Annotated in this window: 20 protein-coding genes; 1 reads left to right on the top strand and 19 read right to left on the bottom strand. The window is 69.9% G+C overall.

What is annotated here, in order from left to right; genetic code table 11:
* Positions 1 to 50: 50 nt before the first annotated feature.
* Positions 51 to 689, bottom strand: a complete 639-nt coding sequence (locus tag IT184_18015) for a hypothetical protein (GenBank protein ID MCC7010712.1) — start codon at positions 687 to 689, stop codon at positions 51 to 53.
* 14 nt (positions 690 to 703) lie between these two features.
* The gene (locus tag IT184_18010; GenBank protein ID MCC7010711.1) at positions 704 to 1,561 is read right to left on the bottom strand and encodes a PEGA domain-containing protein; all 858 of its coding nucleotides are present in this window, start codon (positions 1,559 to 1,561) and stop codon (positions 704 to 706) included.
* Positions 1,562 to 1,713: 152 nt separating this feature from the next.
* On the opposite strand from IT184_18010, the gene IT184_18005 reads away from it, so the two are divergent.
* Positions 1,714 to 3,411: a glutamine--tRNA ligase/YqeY domain fusion protein gene (locus tag IT184_18005; GenBank protein MCC7010710.1), complete on the top strand. Its 1,698-nt coding sequence runs from the start codon at positions 1,714 to 1,716 to the stop codon at positions 3,409 to 3,411.
* Here the strand turns inward: IT184_18005 and IT184_18000 are convergent.
* From IT184_18000 to IT184_17920, 17 genes are all read right to left on the bottom strand, one after another.
* Entirely contained in the window at positions 3,331 to 4,353 is a 1,023-nt protein-coding gene (locus IT184_18000) for a hypothetical protein (GenBank protein ID MCC7010709.1), read from the bottom strand. The genes IT184_18005 and IT184_18000 overlap by 81 nt on opposite strands.
* A 4-nt stretch (positions 4,354 to 4,357) precedes the next feature.
* Positions 4,358 to 5,569, bottom strand: a complete 1,212-nt coding sequence (locus IT184_17995) for an FAD-binding oxidoreductase (protein ID MCC7010708.1) — start codon at positions 5,567 to 5,569, stop codon at positions 4,358 to 4,360.
* Between the two features lie 46 nt (positions 5,570 to 5,615).
* Positions 5,616 to 6,677, bottom strand: coding sequence for a methylated-DNA--[protein]-cysteine S-methyltransferase (locus tag IT184_17990; protein ID MCC7010707.1), 1,062 nt, complete (start codon positions 6,675 to 6,677; stop codon positions 5,616 to 5,618).
* Positions 6,678 to 6,709: 32 nt separating this feature from the next.
* Entirely contained in the window at positions 6,710 to 7,717 is a 1,008-nt protein-coding gene (locus IT184_17985) for a M20/M25/M40 family metallo-hydrolase (protein MCC7010706.1), read from the bottom strand.
* Between the two features lie 6 nt (positions 7,718 to 7,723).
* Positions 7,724 to 8,629 carry a 4-hydroxy-tetrahydrodipicolinate synthase gene (locus tag IT184_17980; GenBank protein MCC7010705.1) on the bottom strand — a complete coding sequence of 302 codons (906 nt, stop codon included), beginning with the start codon at positions 8,627 to 8,629 and terminating at the stop codon, positions 7,724 to 7,726.
* Positions 8,630 to 8,692: 63 nt separating this feature from the next.
* Positions 8,693 to 9,370, bottom strand: coding sequence for a dihydrodipicolinate reductase (locus IT184_17975; protein MCC7010704.1), 678 nt, complete (start codon positions 9,368 to 9,370; stop codon positions 8,693 to 8,695).
* Positions 9,367 to 10,755: an aspartate kinase gene (locus IT184_17970; GenBank protein ID MCC7010703.1), complete on the bottom strand. Its 1,389-nt coding sequence runs from the start codon at positions 10,753 to 10,755 to the stop codon at positions 9,367 to 9,369. The genes IT184_17975 and IT184_17970 overlap by 4 nt, the downstream gene beginning before the upstream one ends.
* Positions 10,752 to 11,795 (bottom strand): aspartate-semialdehyde dehydrogenase, encoded by a 1,044-nt coding sequence (gene asd / locus IT184_17965; GenBank protein MCC7010702.1) that lies wholly within the window; start codon positions 11,793 to 11,795, stop codon positions 10,752 to 10,754. Before asd ends, IT184_17970 begins: the two co-directional genes overlap by 4 nt.
* 478 nt (positions 11,796 to 12,273) lie before the next feature.
* The gene (locus tag IT184_17960; protein MCC7010701.1) at positions 12,274 to 13,161 is read right to left on the bottom strand and encodes a methyl-accepting chemotaxis protein; all 888 of its coding nucleotides are present in this window, start codon (positions 13,159 to 13,161) and stop codon (positions 12,274 to 12,276) included.
* Positions 13,158 to 13,721, bottom strand: coding sequence for a PAS domain S-box protein (locus tag IT184_17955; protein ID MCC7010700.1), 564 nt, complete (start codon positions 13,719 to 13,721; stop codon positions 13,158 to 13,160). Before IT184_17955 ends, IT184_17960 begins: the two co-directional genes overlap by 4 nt.
* 42 nt (positions 13,722 to 13,763) lie before the next feature.
* Positions 13,764 to 14,228: a chemotaxis protein CheX gene (locus tag IT184_17950; protein ID MCC7010699.1), complete on the bottom strand. Its 465-nt coding sequence runs from the start codon at positions 14,226 to 14,228 to the stop codon at positions 13,764 to 13,766.
* A gap of 1 nt (position 14,229) precedes the next feature.
* Positions 14,230 to 15,072 carry a protein-glutamate O-methyltransferase CheR gene (locus IT184_17945; GenBank protein ID MCC7010698.1) on the bottom strand — a complete coding sequence of 281 codons (843 nt, stop codon included), beginning with the start codon at positions 15,070 to 15,072 and terminating at the stop codon, positions 14,230 to 14,232.
* A complete protein-coding gene (locus IT184_17940) occupies positions 15,053 to 16,198 on the bottom strand; it encodes a chemotaxis response regulator protein-glutamate methylesterase (GenBank protein ID MCC7010697.1) in 1,146 nt (381 codons plus the stop codon). The genes IT184_17945 and IT184_17940 overlap by 20 nt, the downstream gene beginning before the upstream one ends.
* Before the next feature lie 7 nt (positions 16,199 to 16,205).
* A complete protein-coding gene (locus IT184_17935; GenBank protein ID MCC7010696.1) occupies positions 16,206 to 16,568 on the bottom strand; it encodes a response regulator in 363 nt (120 codons plus the stop codon).
* 27 nt (positions 16,569 to 16,595) lie between these two features.
* Entirely contained in the window at positions 16,596 to 17,684 is a 1,089-nt protein-coding gene (locus IT184_17930; protein MCC7010695.1) for a hypothetical protein, read from the bottom strand.
* The gene (locus tag IT184_17925) at positions 17,684 to 18,166 is read right to left on the bottom strand and encodes a chemotaxis protein CheW (protein ID MCC7010694.1); all 483 of its coding nucleotides are present in this window, start codon (positions 18,164 to 18,166) and stop codon (positions 17,684 to 17,686) included. The genes IT184_17930 and IT184_17925 overlap by 1 nt, the downstream gene beginning before the upstream one ends.
* Before the next feature lie 11 nt (positions 18,167 to 18,177).
* Positions 18,178 to 20,382 (bottom strand): chemotaxis protein CheA, encoded by a 2,205-nt coding sequence (locus tag IT184_17920; protein ID MCC7010693.1) that lies wholly within the window; start codon positions 20,380 to 20,382, stop codon positions 18,178 to 18,180.
* Positions 20,383 to 20,669 lie beyond the last annotated feature (287 nt).

The raw sequence follows: 20,669 nt of genomic DNA, 5'->3' as shown, positions 1-20,669 counted from the left end.
CGCTCGCGCGATTGTAGGGGATGCGGCCTCCCGGTAGAGCCGTTACCTCGCTACCGCCCGATCTCGAACTGCACGCCGACGGCGCCGGTGGGCCCGCGGAACGCCTCGTTCAGCCAGCCGTCGGCCGACGTCACGCGATAACCGGCGCCGAGGTTCACGCTGAGCGCGCCGGTCAGCCGCAGCGCCAGCCGCAGCTCTGGCTCCACGAGCGCGAACCGATCGCGATAGCCCACGCGAAACGTCGCGCCGCCGCTGGCAAGCGGTGACGGGCCGCTCCAGCGCCCGTGCGGCGGCCGGTCCGCGGTGAACTCGACCACCCGATATGCGGTGGCCGTGCCGAAGCCGGCGAGCGCGCGCGCCGAGACATCCACCCGATCGCTGCCCACGATCCGCGTCCCGAACAGCAACCCGCCGTAGAACATCCGCGCGTCGTCTCTCGGCTGGGTCAAGCCGTAAGCGGCGGCGGCTACCAGCACGCGGTTCTCGATGAGCCTGCCGACGTACGCACCGGCCAGGACCCCGGTCTTGTCGTCGATCGTCGTCACCTTGACGTCCGGTGCGAACACGATCGACGACGTGATGGGCTGAAGCGTCAGCGGCCCGGTGGATTGCGCGCCGGCAGCCGTGGCGGACGCGACTGCGCACGCCGCCGCGATCGCGGCGCCGCGCACGAAGGACGTGATTCTCATGACGCGCCCGCTCTTCACTGCCCGTCGCCGCGGAGCAGGCTGACGTTCAGCGTCAACGCGCGATCGCGGCGGATGAGCACGTCCTCGCGATACGAGGCGAACCCGGCCTTGCGGACTTCGATCTGATGGCGCCCTTCGGCCAACTGAATCGTCAGCCGATCCTGCGTGGCCGGCGCCGACCAGCGCTCGCCGTCGACGAGGATCTCGGCGTCAGCCGGCTGCACGCGCACCGACAGCGTGCCGAAGCGTGCCGGCGCCCGCGCCGCATCCGGCGGCGGCGCGCCCTGGCTCGGCGGCTGCGGCGGCTCCGGTCCGAACGGTTCGTCGAACGGGAAGCGCCCCTGCTCCTCGCGCGGCGTCGTCGGCTGAGGCGGCGCCTCGGACGTCTCGCCCGCGGCGAGCGGCTCCATGTCGAAGCGGATCTTCTGGTCGGACCGCGGCCCGACGTAGATGTTCTGCCTGATGGTTCTATAGCCAGGCTTGTAGAGCGTGACCTCGTGGTTGCCCGGCCTGAGGCGCAGCCGCTGGAAGACGCCGTCGAAGTCGTCGACGCGACCGGCGGAGTAGCCGTCGACGAACACCTCCGCATCGCGCGGCGTGACGTCGACCCGGACGGACGCCGTGAGCTGGTCCTGCATCGGGTAGCCGTAGTAGGGCGGCCCGCCCCACGGTCCCCACGGGTAGCCGAACTGCGGCCACATGCCGTAGTAGGGGTACCACGGGTAGCCGTAGCTGCCGCCGACGACGATGACGGAACGTGCGGGATAGCGGCGGCGCTGCGCTTCCGCCGTCGACGGCCACAGCGCGAGCATCGCCGCGAGAAGCAGCGGCACGGCGATCAGGTTCAAATGACGTCGGGGAATTCTGGACACGTGAAGCTCTCCAGCAGGCGCGCGCCCGTCGTTTGTGCAAGGCAAATGCCACGCAAGCGGCTCGTTGGCGTGAAGACACGAGAGCGCTGGCGCGCAGCGCTGTCGCCTCCTCAGGACGAAGCCTTCGGAGACGCGCATTAGAATTGGGGACTATGCCTTCTCCCCCAGCCCCGGCGTCGGGGACCCGGCAGGACTTCATCCGGGACCTCGTCGCCGCCGATGTCGCCGCCGGCAAGCACGGCGGCCGCGTTGCCACGCGCTTCCCGCCGGAACCGAACGGCTACCTGCACATCGGGCACGCCAAATCGATCTGCCTGAACTTCGGCGTCGCGGCCGACTTCGGGGGCACGTGCAACCTGCGGTTCGACGACACGAACCCGATCACCGAGGACGTCGAGTACGTCGAGTCCATCCAGGAAGACGTCCGCTGGCTGGGATTCTCGTGGGCCGACCGGCTCTTCTACGCCTCCGACTACTTCGAGAAGCTGTACGAGTGCGCCGAGACGCTCATCCGCGCGGGCAAGGCCTACGTGGACAGCCAGAGCGCCGACGACATCCGCGCCGGCCGCGGCACGCTGAAGGAGCCTGGCACCGACAGCGCGTTCCGGACGAGGCCGGCCGAGGAGAGCCTCGACCTCTTCCGCCGGATGCGCGCCGGCGAATTCGCCGACGGCGCGCACGTCCTGCGCGCCAAGATCGACATGGCGTCGCCGAACATGAACATGCGCGACCCGATCCTCTACCGGATCCGGCGCGCGCACCACCATCGGACGGGCGACGCGTGGTGCCTCTACCCGATGTACGACTACGCGCACCCGATCTCGGACGCGCTCGAAGGCATCACGCATTCGATCTGCACGCTCGAGTTCGAGGATCACCGCCCGCTCTACGACTGGCTGATCGAGAACCTGCCGCTCCCGGCCACGCCGCGGCAGATCGAGTTCGCGCGCCTGAACCTGACCTACACCGTGATGAGCAAGCGCCGGCTGCTGCAGCTCGTGAGCGAGCGGCTCGTGAACGGATGGGACGACCCGCGCATGCCGACGATCTCCGGCCTGCGGCGCCGCGGCTACACGCCCGAGGCGATCCGCCGGTTCGCCGACGAGATCGGCGTCGCCAAGCGCGAGAACGTCGTCGACGTCGGCCTGCTCGAGTTCTTCGTGCGCGAGGACCTGAACCGGCGCGCGCCGCGGGCGATGGCGGTGCTCCGGCCCCTCAAGGTCGTCATCGAGAACTACCCCGACGGCCAGGTCGAGGAGATGGACGTCGTCAACAACCCGGAGGATCCGTCCGCGGGCACGCGCCGGGTGCCGTTCTCGAAGGTGCTGTTCATCGAGCGCGAGGACTTCCGCCTCGACCCGCCGAGGAAGTTCTTCCGGCTCGCGCCCGGACGGGAGGTGCGGCTGCGCAACGCGTATCTCATCACCTGTCGCGAAGCCGTGCGGGACGCCTCGGGCGAGGTCGTCGAGCTCTGCTGCACCTACGATCCCGCCACGCGCGGCGGCGACGCGCCCGACGGCCGGAAGGTGAAGGCCACGCTCCACTGGGTGTCGGCCGCGCACGCGGTGGACGTCGAGGTCCGCCTGTACGATCGCCTCTTCCGCGTCGAGCATCCCGGCGCGCTCGATCACGTGGACTTCCGCGCCGAGCTGAACCCGAGCTCGCTCGAGGTGCTCACGGCCTGCAAGGCCGAGCCGTCGCTCGCCGCGGCCGCGCCAGGCAGCCGATTCCAATTCGAGCGTCTCGGCTACTTCGCCGCCGATCCGGATTCACGTCCCGGCAGGCCGGTTTTCAACCGCACCGTCACGCTCAAGGACACGTGGGCGAAGATCGAGAGCCGCGACGGATAGCGCGATGTCGTAGACGTACAGCGTCGACCGGTCGTCTTCCGGCAGGAAGTAGCCGCGAAGGCCGGTTGGCGTCACCTCGAACCAGGACGGGTTCTGGGTGAGAACCGCGCCCGACGCCGTTCGCAGCGCGACCGGCACCTGGTGCACGGGACGATGGTCGTCGAGGCTCACGAGATCGAGACCGCCGAGCCGGAACGAGCCGCCGCCCGCCGACGTCGCGACGTCGGCGACGCCGGTGCACAGCATCTGCCGCGCGCCGGCGTACTTGCAGTCCTGGTAGTCCACGTAGTGCGACGGGTTCGCGACGCGCGTCGCCGGCCGCGCTCCGTCGCGACGCCCGTCGCCCGTCAGCGGCCAGCCGTAGAAGCGCCGCGAGCCCCAGCTCACGCCGTGGAGCGTCCGGGCCTGCGGATCGTAGGCGACGCCGCCGATCGAATCGTCGACGCGCAGCACTTCGACCGCCCGCAGCGACCGCGGATCGACGCGATACAGAATCGAGCGGCTGTCGGGCCGATACTCGGTGAGCGGCACCCAGAGATTCGTCCCGTCGAAATCGAGCCCGCCCGGGTGGTAGATCGCGCCTTCGCCGATCGTGGTCTCCGCGAGCAGCGCGCCGCGCGCGTCGAACCGGAAGAGATGCCCGACGCCCTCGCCGGTGTCGCGGTCGTAGCCGTTCACCGGCTTGGGAAACCGCTTCGTCGGCACCTTGACCTCGACCGACGAGACGACGAACGTGTCGCCGATCTTCACGAGGCCCTGCGGGTGAAACGTCCGGAAGCCGAGCGGCACCGATGCCACGAGCGTCCAGGTGGATTCGCGCGTGAGCGCGCGGACGCGGTCGGCGAGCGGCGACGGGCTGGCAAGCTGCTGGCCTCCGGCGAGCACCACGCCGCCGGCGATCAGGACGACGGCCGACGCCATGAGCCGCGCGGCGCGTCCCATGCCGCTACCGCACGAACGTCGCGTCGTCGCTCGCCGCCTCACCGGAGAGCGACCGGACGGCCGCTCTCGCGGCGAACGCGGCCAGCCCCGCGCCGTGAACGCCGAGGCCGAGCGCGAAGAAGTGGAACGGGTAGTTGCGGTGCGGCCCGATCCACGGCAGGCCGTCGGCCGTCGCCGTGACGGTCTGCGGCCAGGCCTGCGCGATCGGCAACCCCGAGATCACCGGATAGCGAACCGACAGCTCGTACATGAGCTCGCTCGCATGAGCGACGAGCGCCTTGTCGATCTGCCGCGGGCCGATCGCCGGCACGGCGTGGCCGCTGAAGAGCGCGCGGTCCTCGGGCAGCCAGCGCAGCCAGTGCGGCGTGCTGCCCCACTCGGCGATGACGCTCGCGCGGCGGCCCGTCTCGCGGCGCATCGGAACCGTCAGCGGATCGGTGACGACCGCGAAGCGGGTCTGCTGCCGGAAGTGCCGCTCGAGCGGCCCGAAGAGCGCGCCGGGCGACGCCGTCGCGACGAACACCTGGCGCGCGACGATGCGCGCGCTGGCGAGCACGACCTCGGCGCGCCGGCGATCGAAGCAGGTGCGGCGCACGTCGGCGCGCTCGAAGATCCTCGCGCCTCGCCGCTCGGCGGCCTTCGCGAGGCCGAGCGCCGCGCGCACCGGATCGAACGTGAACACGTCGCGAACGCGCATGGCGCCCGACGACTCGGTGCCGGTTTCCGCGGCCGCCCTGGCGGGCGGCATCCACGCGGCATCGAATCCGGCGTCCCGGCGCGAGCCGTGCTCGCGCCTCAACGCGGCGGCATCCTCGGCGCTCCGGGCGTTGACGAGCAGCGACGTCGGGGCGAGATCGCAGCGCACCCTGGTTCGCCTCAGCACGGCGGCGAGATCGAGCGCGCCGTGGCGCGCCTGTCGCCACGCCGCTTTCGCGATCCGCAGCCCATGCGCGGCATCGGCCGATCGGAAGCTGTCGGCAGGCTCGGGCAGGATCACGCCGGCCGACGCCGCGGTCGCGCCGGACGCCAGCCTCCCCTGCTCGAGGAGCACGACGCGAAGCCCGGCGGTCGCGGCGATGCACGCGACCGTGCAGCCGGTGAGGCCGCCGCCGATGATCACGACGTCGGCGTCGTGCTCTCCGCGGCACGTGGGGTACGACTGCCGACGGTGCTGTGCGGTGCGCGCCGCCCAGTACTGCCTACCCTGACCCGACACCCTGTCCTCCGATCGCCTCGAAACCGGCACAGGATACCCGACCCGGTCAGCCGGCGTTCCGCTCGGTCTCGAGGAGGGCGTGTTTCACGTCGAGGCCCCAACGGAAGCCGTGGAGCTTGCCGTCGCTCCCGATGACGCGGTGGCACGGGACGACGAGCGCGATCGGGTTCGTGGCGCAGGCCCTGCCGACGGCCCGAACGGATGACGGCGAGCCGATCGACGCGGCCAGTGCGGCGTAGGTCACGGTGGTGCCGCGCGGGATCGCGGTCAACGCCCGCCACACGCGCCATTGGAAGGCGGTGCCCTGGATGTCCACCGGCACGTCCTGCCGCACATCGCGGCCGAGCGCCACGGCCAGCACCGCACCGGCGATGTCGTCGAGCCGATCCGATGGCGCGCCGGCGATCGCCGCGAGCGGAAACTCGCGGCGGAGCTCTGCCAGGAGCGGCTCGACCGATCGTCCGACTTCGACGAAGCACAGCCCGACATCGGTTGCCGCAGCGAGGATGAGGCCGAGCGGCGACGGCACCGTGGTCCAGGCGATGGACGCGCCGCGTCCGCCGCGTCCGTAGGTCGCCGGCCGCATGCCCGGCAGGCGCAGCGCGCCGTACATCCGGCTCGTCGATCCGAATCCCGCGTCGTACGTGGCGTCCGTCACGGTCTGCCCTTTCCGAAGCCCCTCGAGGAACCGCCGGCGCCGGCACGCCAGCACGTACTCGCGCGGCGAGACGCCGAGCACCGTGCGAAACGCGCGCTGCACCTGCGGCACCGTGCCGCCGCCCGCGCGCGCGATCGCGCCGGCCGTCCACCGGCGGTCCGGCTGGCGGCCCACGGCCTCACAGACGCGGCGCACCCGCGCCGCGGCATCGGACGATGCGCCGGCTGGAGAGCCGGGCCGGCAGCGCAGGCACGCGCGGTACCCGCTGGCCTCGGCGGCGGCCGCATCCGGAAAGAACTCGACGACGCCCGGCGCCGGCTTGCGGCTCGCGCACGACGGCCGGCAGTAGATGCGCGTCGACCGCACCGCGTAGACGAACCGGCCGTCGGCGGCGGCATCGCGCGCGACGACCGCCTGCCAGCGCCGATCCGAGCCGGAATCCTGATGCATGGCCGCATTGTGACGCACCGGCGCCGGCGCGGCTATCCGGTTTGCGACAGCAAAGTCCGGGCGAGCTGCGCGTAGAGATCGACGGCGCGCTCGAGCTCGGCGATCTCGACCGATTCGGCGTCCGTGTGCGCCTGCTCGATCGATCCCGGGCCGATGAGCAACGGCGAGCCCCAGCGGTCGAGGAACGGGATGTCGGTCGTGAACGCGAAGACCACCGGCTCGAAGCCGGCGACGGTCGTGAGCACGACCGGCGGAACGACGAGCACGTCCTCGACGTCCACCAGGGCGCCGAGATGGCGATCGAGCAAGGCCCGAATCGGCCGCCAGTCGCCCACCGTGCGGAACATCGCTTCGGCCACGGCATCGGGCGGCACCACGTTCGGTGCGACGCCTCCCTGCACCAGGCCCACCGTGTAGTGCGTGGCGCCGAGCTCGGGATCGGCGGGCCAACCGATGGCGCGGAGCGCGGCGATGGCGTCCACGATCTTCTCGATCGCGGACTCGCCGAGCTCGGGCAGGCTCGAGTGCGCCGCGCGGCCGTGCGCGCGAAGGCGGACGCGATAGACGCCGCGCGTCGCCTTCCCGAGCCGGTTGCCCGTGGGCTCGCCGTCGATCAGGAACCGCGACGGCCGCGCGATCGTGTTCGCGAGCTTCGCGCCGTCGCTGCCCCGCTCCTCGCCCACGACGTACACGAGACCCACGCGCGTCTCGCCCTCGGCGCGCAGCCGCTCGGCCGCCGCGATCTGCGCGGCGATCGCGCCCTTCGCGTCGGCGGTGCCTCGCCCGTACACCCGCCCGCCTTCCTCGCGGCTCGGAAAGAACGGCGGCACGCAGTCGATGTGCGTCGAGAAGACCACCTCCGGCTCGTCGAGCGAGGCGATCACGTTGAAGCGATCGTGCGACACCGGCTGCCGGAACACGGTGTAGCCGAGGCCGGCGAGCGTCCTCGCCAGCAGATCGGCGGCCTCGCCTTCGCGGCCCGTCGTCGAGTCGACGTCGACGAGCGCGCGGGTGAGGTCGATCTGCTCGCGGAACGTCACGGCGGATCAGGACCGGACGTCGGCGACGATCGGCAGCCCGAACTGCCTCATCACGGCGAGGATCCGCTCCTGCGCCGACGGCCGCGGCGGCACGAGCGGCAGGCGGAACACGTCCTCGCAGAGCCCCATGCGCGCGCACATGAACTTGACCGGGCCGGGATTCGACTCCACGAAGTTGACCTGCATGAGCGGCAGGAGCTTCTCGTGCCACCGCCGCGCTCCGGCGTAGTCGCCGCGCTCGGCCGCCTCGACGAGCTCGACCATCTCGGCCGGCACCTCGTTCGACGCGACCGAGATCACGCCGCGGCCGCCGATCGCCATGAGCGGCAGCGTCACCGCGTCGTCTCCGGACAACACGAGGAACTCCTTCGGCACGCTCGCGCAGATCTCCGCCATCTGCGTGATGTTGCCGGACGCTTCCTTGATGCCCACGATGTTCTGGACGGCGGCGAGACGCGCGACGGTAGCGGGCTCCAGATTGCAGCCGGTGCGGCCCGGCACGTTGTAGAGCACGATCGGCAGCTTCGTGCGGTCGGCAATCGCCGCGTAGTGCTGGTAGAGGCCTTCCTGGGTGGGCTTGTTGTAATACGGCGTGACCGACAGGATGCCCTGCGCGCCGATCTCCTCCAGCTCGGCGACGGCCTGGATCACCTCGCGCGTGTCGTAGCCGCCCGCGCCGGCCAGCACCATCGCGTGCCCTTCGGCTTCCTCGACGACGATTTCCACCACGCGCCGCTTCTCGGCGCTCGAGAGCGTGGGCGACTCGCCGGTGGTGCCGCAGGGCACCAGGAAGTGCACGCCCGCCTCGACTTGGCGCCGGGCGAGCCGCCGGACCGCCGCTTCGTCGAGCGCGCCCTGCGGCGTGAAAGGCGTGATGAGAGCCGTGCCGACGCCGGTGAATGAAAGACGCATCGTGACCTCGTGATCCGCACGGTCCGCGAAGCCGAAGCCTCACGGCGACGGTCGCTGCCCTGCCTAGCTTCCGATCATGTCCTGCATGGTGAACCAGCCCCGGCGGCCGTTCAGCCATTTTGCTGCTTCCAGCGCGCCGTGCGCGAACACCGCGCGGTCCCGCACGACGTGCGTGAGCGTCACGGTTTCCGACACGCCGTCGAAGCCGACCTCGTGCTGGCCCGGGATGTATCCGGCGCGCGTGGCCGACACGTCCACCGGCCGCGCATAGCCGCCGGCCTCCATCGCGGCCTTCAGGAGGAGCGCCGTGCCGGATGGCGCATCCTTCTTGCGATCGTGGTGCTTCTCGTGGATCCAGGCGCCGACGTCGAGCGGCGCGCACATCCGCGCGGCCTGCTCGACGAGCCGGCGGAACACCTGCATCCCGATCGAGAAGTTCGCCGAGGCGAGCACGCCGATGCCGGCCTCGTCCGCGATGCGGCGCAGCGCGGGCTCGTGCGCCTGCCACCCGGTCGTCCCGACGACGACGTTCACGCGCCGCGCGGCGAGCGCCGAGACGTTCGCGAACACCGCGTCGGGCTGCGAGAAGTCGATCGCCACGTCGACGCTGCCGGCCGTCGTCAGGGCCACCGGCAGCGACGGCTCCAGATCGGCGATGCCGGCGACCTCGCAGCCGTGCTCGCCCGCGAGCTTCTCGACGAGCTGGCCCATCCGGCCGTGCCCGATGACCAGGATCCTCACGCCGGCACTCCGAAGAACCGGTCGTGCACGCGGACGAGCGCCGTCTCCAGGTCGGCCTCGCGGATCACGAGCGTGACGTTCCGCCGCGCCGCCGCCTGCGACAGCATGCGGATCGGGACGCCGCCGATCGCGCCGAGCAGATCGCCCACGAACGCCGGGTCGCGCTGCAGGCCGTCGCCGACGGCGCACAGGATCGCCATGTGGTCCTCGCGGGTGACCTCGGCCACCTCGCCGAGCGAGGCCGCGATCTCGGTCAGCCGACGCGGATCGTCGACCGTGACCGAGACGCTCACCTCCGACGTGGTCACGACGTCGACCGACGTGCGGTGCTTCTCGAAGGCCTCGAAGATGCGCGCGAGGAAGCCGTGCGCCATGAGCATGCGCGTGGACGTGATGTCGACGACGGTGACGTTCTTCTTCGACGCGACGGCCGTGATCGGCCGGTCGGTGGCTGGGCGCTCCCGCGTGATGAGCGTACCGCGCGCGTCCTGCGGCCGGCGCGCGTTGAGGATCCGCACCGGGATGTTCCGGCCGACGGCGGGCTGGATCGTGGCGGGATGCAGCACCTTCGCGCCGAAGTAGGCCAGCTCCGACGCTTCGCCGAACGACAGGTGCGGCACGACCTGGACGTCGCGCACGATCCGCGGATCGGCGGTGAGCATGCCGTCCACGTCCGTCCAGATCTGGATCTCGGAGGCGCCGAGGCACGCGCCGACGATCGACGCCGAGTAGTCCGATCCGCCGCGGCCGAGCGTCGTCGTCACGCCGTCGGGGGTGGCGCCGACGAAGCCGCCGATCACCGGGATGCCGCGGTCGGCGAGCAGCGGCGTCATCGCGTCCACGAGCGCGGCGGCCGTCTCGGTCATCAGCGGCGGCGCGGCCGTGTGCTCCGGCCCGGTGACGATGGCCGTCCGCGCGTCGACCCAGGCGCCGGCCAGCCCGTGCGCGTTGAGCGCCGCGGCGACGATCCGGCTGCTCAGGATCTCGCCCGTCGCCGCGATCGCGTCGAGCCAGCGCGGCGTGACGTCGCGCAGCACGGACAGCGCGCCCGTGATCCGCTCCAGCTCGTCGAACTCGCGATTGATGATCGCGTCCACGTCGGCGCGCTCGCTGCTCGTCACGACGCTCGAGATGTCCAGGTGCCGGCGTCGCAGCGCGTCGAGCCCGGCGTGCGCCGCCTCGCCCTCGCCCGCGGCCGCATCGGCGGCGACCTTCAGGAGCTTGTCGGTGGCGCCGCCGAGCGCCGAGACGACGACGATCGGCCCGCGCCAGTCGGCGCTCTCGGGCTGGGTCGCCGTCTGCCGTGCCGCGCGCACGATGCCGATCAGGCGCTCGATGGCCGCCTGGTCCGCGACCGACGTGCCGCCGAACTTCATCACGATCATAGGAGCCCCTCGGCCTTCATCAGCTCCGCGTTGAGCACCGACGCGCCCGCCGCGCCGCGAATCGTATTGTGCCCGAGCGCGACGAGCTTGTGGGTCAGCACCGGACACGCGCGCACGCGGCCGATCGATACGGTCATGCCGGCGCCGAGATCGGCGTCGAGCCGCGGCTGCGGCCGGTTGATCTCGGACATGACGTTCAGCGCCGGCACGGGCGCCGTCGGCAGGCGCAGCTCCTGCGGCTTGCCGCGGAACGCCTTCATCGCGTGCACGACGTCGTCCACCGACGGACGGATCTCGAGCTCGGCCGAGATCGTCATCGTGTGACCGTCGATGACCGGCACGCGATTGACCTGCGCGCTCACCACCACCTGGTGCGGCCCGCGGCTGTCGTCGTCGCCCAGGATCTTGCGCGTCTCGGTTTCGATCTTCTCCTCCTCGCCGCCGCCGATGTACGGGATGAGATTCCCGAGGATGTCGAGGGACGGCACGCCCGGGTACCCCGCGCCCGACACCGCCTGCATCGTCGTCACCTGCACGCGCCGGAGACCGAACTGGCGCAGCGGCGCGAGCGCCATCGCGAGAACGACCGTGGCGCAGTTCGGGTTGGTCACGACGCCGCCCTTCCAGCCCTTCTCGCTGCGCTGGCGCGCCAGCAGCGCGAGGTGCGCCGCGTTGACTTCGGGAATGAGCAGCGGCACGAGCGGATCCATGCGGTGGCTGCGGGCGTTGCTGAGCACGATGTGCCCGGCTTCGGCGAAGACGTGCTCGATCTCGTCGGCGGCCTTGGCGTCGAGCGCCGAGAAGACGATGCGCGGGCCGCGGCCCGGCACGCAGCCGTCGACCTTCATGCCGCGGCAGAACTCGGGCATGGGCGTGGCGAGCCGCCATGGCGCGGCCTCGGCGTAGCCCTTGCCCTCGGACCGCTCGCTCGCGGCCAGCCAACTCACCTGGAACCACGGGTGATTGGCCAGCCGCGCGATGAACTGCTGACCGACCATCCCGGTCGCTCCGAGTACTCCGACGTCGATTCTCTGAGACATGTGCTTTTTCGTTTCTGATCCGAGGGGCTTTCGCCCCTGCGGGCTCCCCTACGGCGCCGCTTGCGGGGGCCCCTTCGCCCCGCGCCGCGACGCCGGCTCGCTTCGCTCGTTTCCTTGCTCCGAAGGCTTTCGCCCTGCGGACTCCCCTACGCCGCCAGACAACAAAAAACCCGCCGTGCGATGCGCATCGGCGGGTTCTGGAAGGCCGCGGTGGCCGGACCGTCAGGCCATCGTCACACGCGCACCGTCGTCACCGCCGCGGCGGAGATCCGCTTGGGATTGAATCGCTTTCGCGCGGAGACGAGAGAACGCATGACCACAGGAAGCATAGTCAAACGGCCGCCGGACGGTCAAGACCTCATGGAAGTAGGCGCCCGCCAAGTCGGCGATTGGAGCAAGAACGCGACGGCGTGATCCGCAGTGAGGTCGACGTCGACAACGTCGATCTGATCGCAGGGCCACCTGGCCGCCGGGTCTTTCAGGCCGCGTCGCGGGCCTCCATACGGCTCGAGAGCGTCGCGGAGTTCTCGGACACTTCCGTGATGGTCTTGCTGATGTCGGCCGTCGCGCGCACCTGCTCGTCGACCGACGACTCGATGACGAACGCGCTCGTGCCGATCTGCTCGATGGCCTGACTGATCGCCGCGAGCCGCATGGTCACGTCCTCGGTCGCGGCCAGCATCCGGACGATCTGATCCTCGATCTCCTGTGCGGCGCGCGCGGTGCTGGTGGAGAGGTCCTTGACCTCGGTAGCGACGACCGCGAAGCCGCGGCCGTGCTCGCCGGCACGTGCGGCCTCGATCGTCGCGTTGAGTGCGAGCAGCTTCGTCTGCCCCGCGACGCGTGTGATGAGCTTCAGGATCCCCTTGATGCGCGCCGCATCGTCGTTGAGCGCCGCGGCGGCCGCGGCGGTTGCGCGGACCTCGTCGACGACCGAGTGCGTCCGCTCCGCCGACTCGCCCACCTGCCGGCTGATCTCGGAGGCCGTGGCACGCAGCTCCTCGCACGCGGCCGCGGCCGACTGCACGCTGGCCGCGGTATCACGCGCGAGGTCCGCCGCCACACCCACTTGCGCGGCACGTTCACGCATCACCCGGCCCGCGCGGTTGATCGTCGCCGCGCCCTGCCGGTACGCGCCCGCCAGCCCGCGCTGCAGGATGGGACGATGGAACCGGTTGCGGCTGCAGTGATCCATGGCCGCGGCGGATTCGCGGACGAACGCGTCGGCCGTGTCGAGCATGCGGTTGACTGCACGGCTCACGGCCGCGTAGGCCGGGTCGGTCTCGAGCCCGAGCACGCGGGCCTCGAGGTCGCCTGCAGCGGCCCGTTCGCAGGCCTCCACGATGATCTGAATCCGGTCGTTCATGCGGACACCTCTTCGAGCGTCGTGTGACGAGACAGGCTGAACACGAACTGGCTGTAGTCCAAACCGGCGGCGCCGAGCTGTTGCACCAGCAGCGCCGTCGAGGCGCGGATCGCATCCTTGCGGTCCGCGTGTTTCCGTTCCTCCGCGCACAGCGCGGCGTAGATGGGCTTGATCTTCGCGATGGCGTCCCCGTGCGGAACGCGGCGATTCGAGTGGTACCCGACGTGGACGCCCCTCGGGTCGAACGACGGCGTCACGTGCGCGAACACCCAGTACTCGTCGCCGGACCGGGCGAGGTTCAGCACGTAGGCGAAGATCTCCTCGCCTTTGGCGATGGTGTCCCAGAGCAGGTGAAACACGCACCGCGGCATGGCGGGATGCCGGATGAGGTTGTGCGGCGCGCCGATCAGCTCCTCCGCCGTGTATCCGGATACGCGCTCGAACACGTCGTTGGCGTACGTGATCCGGCCTTTCAGATCGGTCTTGCTGACAATCAGCTCGTTCTCGCCGAAGCGCACTTCGCGCCCGGTCGGCGTCGGTCGGATGGGGACGATGGCCATGGACTGTCTCCTCTTGCGTGTCGAATCGCGGATGGCCCGGGCTCAGGCCAGTTCTGCCGGCCCGGCAACGAGCGTCACGATGGCCCGGTCGTCGCCGCTCTGGAACGCCACCCGCGTGACCACCTGCGCGGACGCCGGCATGCTCAATCGATGGTCGGTGCCCGCGACGACGGTGGGCAGCCCGAGGTGGCATCGGCCGTCGAGCAGGCCCTTCAGATTGCCGCCAGTCATGTTGGTGATCTCGCCGACGGCATCCTGCATGTCCTGCGTCGAGGCCGGCTGATCCTCCAGCGCGAACATCACCCGCGCGGCACGGTCGGCCAGTCCGATCGGCACCTGCACGACGACGGCGCCGAACCAGTCGCCCGTGATCGCGATGACCCCGTCGAGTGTCGGGACATCGGATGGCGACACGTCCGGCGCGACGACGGGATCGAGGTCGATCCCGAGCGCGGTCTGCCAGACGTCCTGCGTGATACTGACGACTTCCTGTCTCCCTGGCTGCATGTCAGGCTCCGTGCTTGGTGGCGGCACCGGCCGGGCGATAGAAGCCCGTCTTTCCCCACGTCTGCCGCTCGAATCCATCGTGAATCGCCATCGTCGTCTCCACCGACCCGAGGAACAGGTAGCCGTCGGGGGCAAGGATCCGGTGCACGCGATGGAGGATCTCCCGCTTGGTCTTCACGTCGAAATAGATCATCACGTTGCGCAACATGACGAGGTCGAACGGCCCCATCGCCGGCCACGGTTTGATGAGGTTGAGCGGCTGGAACGTAATGGCCTTGCGGAGCGGCTCCTTGATCACCCACTCCATCCCATCCTTGTCGAAGTACTTCGTCAGCATCGCGGCCGGCAAGCCACGGTTGACCTCGATTCGGCTGAACCGTCCCGCCATCGCCCGCTTCAGCACGTCCTGCGACAGGTCCGTCGCGAGCTGGCGCACGTCCCAGGTCGCCACGTCGGCGAAGTGCTCCTTCATGAGCATCGCGACCGAGTACGGTTCCTGGCCGGTCGACGACGCGCCATACCAGACGCGGAGCTGACGCGCGACTTTGCGGCGCTGGATCAGCGCCGGCAGGACGTGATGTCTCAGCGCCTCGAACGGCTCGACGTCCCGGAAGAACGAGGTTTCGTTGGTGGTCATCGCCTCGACGATCGAGGCGCGCAGGGCGCTCGTGGACGATCGCCGGGCGTGCTCCACGAGCTGATCCGTCGAGCCGAACCCTCCCACGCGCGCGACCGGCAGCAGCCGGCTTTCCACCAGATAGGCCTTCGCGTCGTCGAGCACGATGCCGGCTTGATCGCCGACGAGGTCGCGGACGTAGGTGAAGCTAGCGGTCGACAGCGACATGCGGCCTCCCGTTCATCGCGGGCGCCATCGAAACCTGGACGCGACGGTGCCCGAGACGGGCGGTGATTTCGGCAGCCAGACTCTCGAGCGGGAGAACGGCGCTGGCCAGCCCGTTCTGGACGACGAACCCCGGCATCCCCCAGACGACGCTCGTCGCTTCGTCCTGAGCGATGACAGAGCCGCCCGCTTCGGTGATGTGACGCGACCCGGCGAGGCCATCCTGGCCCATGCCCGTGAGCACGACTCCCAGCACGCGCGCGCCGTAGACCTGCGCGACCGAGCGGAACAACACGTCGACCGAGGGCCGGCAGGAGTTCTCGGGCGGGGCCTGCGTGAGCGCGAGGGTCACGCCGGTGCCCTGTCTCCGGACTTCCATGTGGAAGTCGCCCGGCGCGATGTAGCAGTGATCCGGCAGGACCTCCTGTCCAGCGGTTGCTTCGTGCACCGGGAACCCGCACTGCTGATCGAGCCGGTCGGCGAGCAGCTTCGTGAAGAACGGCGGCATGTGCTGCACGATGACGATCGGCACACCCAGCCCCTTCGGCAACGCCGGCAGCATGGCCGCCAGCGCGTTGGGACCGCCGGTCGACGTGCCAATGCAGAGCACGGCCGGCCCACCGGCGGTCGCCGATCGGGCGAACACCGCGGCCGGTGCCGGCGCTCCGGCGGAACGCGCAGGTGAGGGCGACGGCAGCTTCGCCGTTTGCGGATGCCGCCGGCGCGCGGTCAGTGCCCGCAGCTTCGGCACGAGATCCTGCCGGATGCGGTCCAGCGCGGCGGTCACGCTGCCCACGTTCGCCGGCTTGGTGACGTAGTCCGACGCGCCGGCGCTCAGCGCGTCCATCGTCGCGGCGGCGCCGCGTTCGGTCAGCGTGCTGAACATGACCACCGGCAGCGTCGGCCACTGGCGGCGGACTTCCCGGACGGTCGCGATGCCGTCCAGATCCGGCATCTCGACATCCATCGTGATGATGTCGGGGTTGCACTGCGGGATCTTCTGCAGCGCGATACGCCCGTTCGCCGCAACGCCGACGACCTCGATGTCGGCCTCGGCCGACAAGGCGTCGGTCAGCAGACGTCGGACAACGACGGCGTCGTCAACGGCGAGGACTCGGATCTTGGGCACGGATCACCTACACCGGCAACCCCATCACGCGCAGCTTGTCGGCAATCACCTCGCGCGTGAACGGCTTCATGACGTACTCCTGGGCGCCGGCTTCGAGTGCCGTCGACACCTGGGTCATCTCGGTTTCGGTGGTGACCATCATCACCTTGGTGGCCGCATACCGGTGGTCGCGACGCAGCGCCTGGATGAACTCGAGACCGTTCATCTCGGGCATGTTCCAGTCGACCAGCACCAGATCGGTGCTGGGCTGGAGGCGCGCGAGCGCGTCCTTTCCGTGGACGGCTTCGGTCACGCCGAACCCGAGCTCCGTGAGCATGCGGCCCAGGATGAGCCGCATGGCTCTGGAATCATCGACGACGAGAGCGGTCATGGGATTCGATCCTCCGTAGGCACCGGCCTACGCGCTGAGACGTGGCATCGCGCCGATCGCCCGCACGCGGGGACCGGCGGGCACGGGCTTCGCGGCGCCCGCCGACGACACACGGCCGATGACGGCCTGCAGTTCCGCCGCCATGCGTGCCAGCTCGCTCGACGCCCGCAGGGTATCGTTGGCGCCGGACGTCGTGCTGTTGGCCGCCTCGGCGACCGCTGTGATGTTCTGGGCGATTTCGGCGGTCCCCTTCGCCGCTTCGGTCACGTTGCGGCCGATCTCGTTGGTCGTCGCGGTCTGTTCCTCGACGGCGCTCGCGATCGTGTTGGAGATGTCGTTGATCTGGTTGATGATGGCGCCGATCTGGCCGATGGCGTCCACGGCGCTCTTCGTGTCGGCCTGAATGGCCTCGATCTTCTGGCCGATCTCCTCGGTCGCCTTCGCGGTCTCCTTCGCCAGTTCCTTGACTTCGTTGGCGACGACCGCAAAACCTTTCCCGGCCTCGCCCGCCCGCGCGGCTTCGATCGTCGCGTTGAGCGCCAGCAGGTTGGTCTGCTCGGCGATGGACGTGATCACCTTGATGACCTTGCCGATCTCGAGGCTGCTCGCGCCGAGCTTGTTGACGAGCTGGTTGGTCGTCTCCGCCATGCGAACCGCCGCCGTGGCGACCTTCGCCGCCTCGTTGGCGTTCTTCGCGATCTCGCGAATGCTCGCGTTCATCTCCTCGGTCGCGGTCGCCACGGTCTGGACGTTCTTGCTCACCTGCTCGGAGGCTGCCGACACCACGCCGGCCTGCGCCGACGTCTCGGTGGCGTTGCGGGCCATCTGCTGGCTCGACGCCATGAGCTCCTCGGACGCGGAGGCGAGCGTCATGGCGCTGTCGTTGACCTTGACGAGCACGCCCTCGAGCATCGGCGCTTCGTGGGGAGCAAAGGGGGACGCGGCATCGGCCACGGCGGCCGAGCCCTTCCGTCTGGCTGCGGACATGTCGGACTCCTTCTGACGCTGTTGAGATTTCGGGAGCGTGGCGCGCCGAGCCACAGCGGCCGGGCCGCTCCCGGACGTGACGATATCGGGCGCGACGGACGCGACGGTGTTCTTGCGGATTGCAGGCATCACGCGACCCGTTCCCGCGACAGTTCATCGTCCAAGCCGACCGTCCGCTCGACGTCGAGCACGAGCAGCAGACGGCCGTCGAGCTTGTAGACCCCCGTGACCACGTCGCGCACCGGCCGGCCCACCGTGTCCGGGATCCGCTCGAACTGCGATGGCCGAGGCGCCAGCACGTCGCCGATCCCGTCAACCAGCAGGCTGACCGCGCCACCACCCGTCCGCACGACGACGTTCATCGGCTGGGCATCGGCCGCGCGTGACGCCATGGCCAGCCGCTGACGCATGTCAATCGCCGTGACGATCTGGCCGCGCAGGTTGATCAGGCCGCGCACGGTGCGCGGTGCGAGGGGCACAGGCGTCATGGTCTGGAACCGGATGACCTCCTGCACCTGGAGGACGTCCACGCCGTACCAGAGATCGCCGAGCATGAAGGTCGCGAACTGGCGGGACGCCGGTTCGCCGTCGCGCGCCGGAAGACCGGACATGACGAGATTCCTCACGCAGCGGCACCGCCGGACGCCTCGACGAGTTGGTCGAGGTCGACCAGGTCGGTGACCCGCTGCTGAATGACGGCAGCGCCCCGAATGCCGGGACCGCTGAACGAAGGCTCGACCGTCACCGCGCCTGTCGCGATGTCGACGATGCGATCCACCACGAGCGCGAGGCGCCGGCCATCCTTCGAGAACACGATGGCGTGGCGCGACCCGCCGCCAGCCGGCGTGGCCGGGCTGCCGAAGTAGACGAGCGGCATGATCTCGTCGCGGTACTGCACGACGTCGCGGCCGCCAGACCGTTCCAAGACCTCCGGCGAGAACTCTTCGAGCCGGTCGATCCGATCCAGCGGAATCGCCAGCCGGTCGTGCCCCGCGGCGGCGAACAGCAGCCACGAGACGGCGTCCGGCGCCGCCAATGCCGCCGACGCATCGGCGGACGTCTCGCCCGCGCTCCGCGCCTCGGCCAGCACGCCGGCCTGTTGCGCCAGCCCGAACACGTCGAGGATCAGCGCGACGTGCCCGTCGCCCAGGATCGTGGCGCCGGCGAACACGGTGACGTCCTCGAGCAGCTTGCTCAACGGCTTCACCACGATCTCCTCGGTGTCGTTGATCGCGTCGACGATCAGGCCGAACTGACGCCCACCGGCGTTCAGCACCACCATGTTGATGACGTCGTCCGGCGCGCCCGATGCCAACGCGAGCTGGTCGTTGAGGACGACCACCGGCAGGAGATCGCCGCGAAGACGGTGGAAGAGCGAGTCCTGCACGCGCTCGATCCCGAGCCGCGCCTGCTCGCCTTCGAGCCGCACGAGCTCGACCAGGCTGACCTGCGGGATGGCGAAGCGCTCGCCACCCGTCGTGACCATCAGGGCTGGAATGATGGCCAGCGTCAGCGGGATCTTGATGCGGATGGTGGTGCCGTGCCCGACCTTCGTCTGAATGTCGACCGTGCCGCCAATCCGTTCGACGTTGGTCTTGACCACGTCCATGCCGACGCCACGGCCGGACACGTTGGAGATGGTCGCCGCCGTGGAGAAGCCGGGGGCGAAGATGTAGCGGACGATGTCGTGTTCGCTGAGACGGCCGGCCGCCTCGGGCGTCAGCATGCCGCGATCGACGACCTTCCGGCGGACCCGCTCCGGGTCGATGCCCGCACCATCGTCGGTGATCTCGATGTTGATCTGTCCGCCCTCGTGGAAGGCGCGCAGCGTCAACGCTCCTTCCGGGTTCTTGCCCCTGGACTGCCGCACGTCGGGCGCCTCGATGCCGTGGTCCACCGCGTTCCGGACCACGTGTGTCAACGGGTCCTTGATGGCCTCGATGATCGTCTTGTCGAGATCGGTGTCCTTGCCGATCATCTCGATCCGGACGCGCTTGCCACACGTCACCGCCAGGTCCCTGACGACGCGAGGGAACTTGCTCCAGACGTTGTCGATGGGCTGCATCCGCGTCTTCATGACGCCTTCCTGCAGCTCGGAGGTGACGAGATTCAGCCGCTGGGTGGCGCCGACGAAGTTCGAGTCGCGCTGCGTGGTGGTGAACTGGAGGATCTGGTTGCGGGCGAGCACCAGCTCGCCGACGAGCGTCATCAGCTTGTCGAGCAGGCCCACGTCGACGCGCAGCGACGTTTCGGCCACGGCGGATCGGCGGTCGTCGACCTGACGGCGGTCATCGCGGCTGGCGTCTGCCGGTGCCTCGATCTCGGAACTGTGCGCATGAACGGTGGCGGCCTCATGAGCGTCTACCACCGGCTCGGATCCGGGTCGCGTGGCGACCGGCAGCGGGACCGCCGCGGCTGACGGAACCGGCGCCGACGGCACGTCACCTGACGGCTGAGTGAGACGCGTCAGCTCGGCGACGAGCTCGCCGTAGTCCACGTCGTTCTCGGCTTCGGTCTGCTCGATCGAGGCCAGGAGCGAACGAATGGCGTCGACCAGCTTCAGCAGGCCCGTGGTGATCTCTTCGTTCAGGACGAGCACCCCGTCGCGCATCCGGCTCAAGAGGTTCTCGCCCACGTGCGTGATCGACTGGAGCTTGGAGAACCCGAGGAAGCCGCACGTCCCCTTGATGGTGTGAACAGTCCGGAAGATCGACGCAAGGATCTCGACGTCGCGAGGGTTCTTCTCGAGCTCGATCAGCGCCTGGTCCAGACGATCGAGGTTCTCGTAGCTCTCGACCAGGAACTCCTTGATCAAATCGTCGGACATTCGCGTTCATCTCCGAGACGCTGGCCGATGGGTATCGGTCGGGCTGGGGAGTGTGCGGCGGGCACCGGGCTGTTCGGGACCGTCGCGCGGCTGGACCGGTGTGTGACCGGTCATGTTCTGCCGGCGCTATCCCTCGAACTCACGAGGCATCGACGCTAGGAACGCAATCGACCTCGTGGCACGCTCCTTGAGCGGCGGACGCCCGACGCGATGAACACAGGCTAAAAGTTCGTCCCGTCGCTCCGATTCAGGGATGGAAAGAGGAACGAAGCGCGAGGAAGCACGAG

This window comes from Acidobacteriota bacterium, from assembly GCA_020853395.1.
Classification (GTDB): domain Bacteria; phylum Acidobacteriota; class Vicinamibacteria; order Vicinamibacterales; family SCN-69-37; genus JADYYY01.
The sequence above is the reverse complement of the archived record's forward strand: the minus strand, read 5'-3'. Positions and strand labels throughout refer to the sequence as shown.